The sequence below is a fragment of the Bradyrhizobium sp. genome, from assembly GCF_049586575.1.
Taxonomy (GTDB): Bacteria; Pseudomonadota; Alphaproteobacteria; order Rhizobiales; family Xanthobacteraceae; genus Bradyrhizobium.
This window is the reverse complement of the sequence record NZ_JBAVCF010000189.1, coordinates 1-3096: the sequence shown is the minus strand read 5'-3', so window position 1 is coordinate 3096 and position 3096 is coordinate 1. Positions and strand designations below refer to the sequence as shown.

Here is a 3096-nt window from a genome sequence, read left to right as displayed (position 1 = left end):
AGTCGCACCACCCCGTGCTCGGCCGGCCAAATTCCCAACAGCGCCCTTGAAAGCGACGTCTTGCCCGAGGCGCTGGCGCCGAGCAGCGCCAGACCCATTCCGGCTTTGAGCGAAAATGAGACATTCGAGACGATAGGCGTTGTGGTCCCGGGTGCGTAAACGACAAGGTCCCGGACCAAGAGTTCCCGAGAAGGGCGAGGCAATACTACCGGCGGGGAAGGAGGTGCTGCGGTGACCTTGCAGATCTGGCGCAGGCGCGCGATGCCCTGGCGTGCGGCGACGAGTTGCTTCCAGGACCCGAGTGCGATTTCGACCGGCGCCAGCGCGCGGCCCATCATGATCGACGAAGCGATCATTACCCCGCCAGATGCCCTGTCCGCCACGACAAGATAGGCGCCGATTCCCAGCATGCCGGACTGAAGCACGTAACGCAGCATCTTTGCGCTCGATCCGAGATTGCAATGAATGTCGGCGGCGCGAATGTTCTCCTGCAAATAATGCTCGTTAGCCAACGACCAGCGCGCCGTTAGGCGCTCAGTCATGCCAAGGGCCCGGATCACCTCGGCGTTGCGTTGGGTAGCGTCCGCCAATACTTGCCGTTGCGCGCTGCAATCCATCGCAGCTTTGGCCGCCCCGCGCGACAGTCGCTCCGTCAGCAACGCCATCGCAATGATTGCGGCAGTTCCAATCAGCGCCGTCAAACCGATCGCCGGATGAAACAAAAACAATGCAGCGAGAAAGAGCGGAATCCAGGGCATGTCGAGGAAGGCCGTCGGGCCCATCCCGGATAGAAAGCCGCGCACCTGGTCGAGGTCGCGCAGGGGTTGCTGCATGAGCATGGGCTTGACGCCGCGAAGCGGCAAAGTGGCGAGCGCGGTATGGATTGACCGTTGCAGGCTCGCGTCGAAGAGCGTTGCGGTCCTGCAGAGCATGCGCGACCGGAGCGCGTCGAAGTATCCCTGCACGAGATAGGCGAACAATACGATGAGCGAGAGGCCCAGAAGGGTCGCCAGGTTGCGGCTCGGAATGACCCGATCGTAAACTTGCAACATGTAAAGTGAGCCAGACAGCATCAGTATATTGATGACGCCGCTGAATATGGCGATGCCAACCATGCGCCGAGCGCTCTCGCGCATTCCGCGCGCGACAGGATCATCCGACGACAGCGCGGAAAACAGGTTGGAAAGACGCGAATTTGAAATCGCCGCCTGCGCGCCAATTTGAGTGGAATTCATGACTGTGTCTCCCCACCATGCGCGGTCAGACTTCATTGATTGACGGTCGATGCTGACCATTTTCCGGCGACAATGCGACCGGGCTGCATAAACGTCATGGCGATCGTGTCACGCTTCGCCACGCTTGCGCCTGCCAAGATTGCAGTGGCCTTGGAAGTCGGCGCGAAGGTGCAGCGAGCAGTTTCCGGTGTCGCAAAAGAGAGCCACGCTATTACCTTACTTCTCTCTCGCTTGGCCCCGGTATCGGCAGAAAGCCGCCACGAAGCTAAATGAAAAACGTTCAATGCGCGGATTTGCCTTTCACTCCACAGGAATGAGAGGACTGGCCGCACCATCGCCAGCATCTCATCGGTTTCGACGAGGCGCCGGAATTAGAATCGGGTTGTGAATGAACGCGAGATAGCAGTTGGGCGGCCGCCAGGTCAGAAAGGATTACTTGTTCGTCAGCGAGGCGATTGGATAAGTGGGGATGTTCCTTTGTTGAGTAGTAAGCTTGGCTTCTGGCCATGTAATAAGTGTGCCAAACCTGAAGACAGCGCCATCCGGCGCAGCGCAATGATGCTCAGCGGGCGCGGTATCGGCCCGCGATTTGAGCACCCGAGGCGAGGAGGCGGCGAGCTCCCTGTGAACGGAGCTTGCAAATGAGAGATCGAAAGACCGACTACGGTACGATCATCCTGCACTGGTTGGTCGTCGGCGCTCTGGGCGTGGCGTTTCTCAGCGGGATGCGTATTGCCACGGAAACACCCGATCGTCTCTGGATCAATCTGTTCGACGCTGTGCTGCCACGGGAAAGCGTATGGACAATACATATGCAGGCCGCCGTGGCGCTGGTCGCAGTAGCGATCGCGTATTTCGTCTATCTGGTGAGGTCCGGTCTCACGCGCCGCGTCAGGCTGGACAACATTCGCATGCGGGGATTGTTCGGTCGGACGGAGGCGAGACTGGGCGCTGTCAATGTCGTCCTGTGCTGGATCTTCTTCATTGCGATGTTGCTGCTGATGGTAAGCGGCGGTTTGCTTTACTTCGACTTTTTTTCCGGACACGATGTCGCGGCGGTGCATTGGTATTCGACCTGGGTGATATTGGCGTTTGCCGCACTTCATATCCTGATCCATTTCAAAATCGGCGGCTTATCGCAGCTATTGCGTATCTTTCGGCCGACAATACTGCCGCCTCAGCCCAAGCAGCTGGACGCCGTGGAATTGCTGATGATGCTGGCCGAACGATCGGCACCACGGGCGCCGGAGGCCGGACCCGCTGACGCACGGGCGACAAGGCCGCATTCGGAAGTCCAACCGTCATCGGATGGCCAGGCGCGGGAACATGCACAGGCGTCCGTTGGAGTCACGCGAACGGCTGCACGCGCTCAGCACGGCGCTTCCAGGCAGCGCTCGACCTTGCAATCCAATCCCTTCGTTGTGGCGGCGGCCGTTGCGATTGTCGGTACTTCCTTCATGCTTGCCGCCGACCGGTTCGCCGTGGACCGGCTGGAGGTCCACCGGATCGACAGTGCAGACGCGCCCAGGCTCGACGGTGATAGTTCAGATCGGGCATGGCGTAACGCGGTGCCATTCTTCGTGACGACGACCGGGGGAGGAAATTTCGATGCCAGAGGCGAAACGAGAATCGAGATCCGGGCGGTACACGACGACACCTGGGCTTACTTTCTGTTCATATGGGAGGATTCGACGCGATCGCTGAAGCACTTGCCGCTGGTCAAGGGACCAGACGGTTGGCGAATTCTTCATGATGGCCTTGAGATCGGAGATGAACACGACTTTCATGAAGACAAGTTTTCGGTGCTGTTGACCGCATCAGATGCGACGCTTGCCGGGGATAGGACCTTTCACGCAAGCCC

Annotated in this window: 3 protein-coding genes; 1 reads left to right on the top strand and 2 read right to left on the bottom strand. The window is 59.4% G+C overall.

Annotated features, from left to right (window positions below; genetic code table 11):
- A partial coding sequence (locus WB528_RS07265) for a type I secretion system permease/ATPase (RefSeq protein ID WP_423887743.1) occupies positions 1-1115 on the bottom strand: 1115 nt, incomplete at its 3' end.
- Positions 1116-1267: 152 nt separating this feature from the next.
- The gene (locus tag WB528_RS07260) at positions 1268-1579 is read right to left on the bottom strand and encodes a hypothetical protein (protein ID WP_423887742.1); all 312 of its coding nucleotides are present in this window, start codon (positions 1577-1579) and stop codon (positions 1268-1270) included.
- Between the two features lie 297 nt (positions 1580-1876).
- On the opposite strand from WB528_RS07260, the gene WB528_RS07255 reads away from it, so the two are divergent.
- On the top strand, positions 1877-3096 hold a 1220-nt coding region (locus WB528_RS07255; RefSeq protein WP_423887741.1), incomplete at its 3' end, for a cytochrome b/b6 domain-containing protein.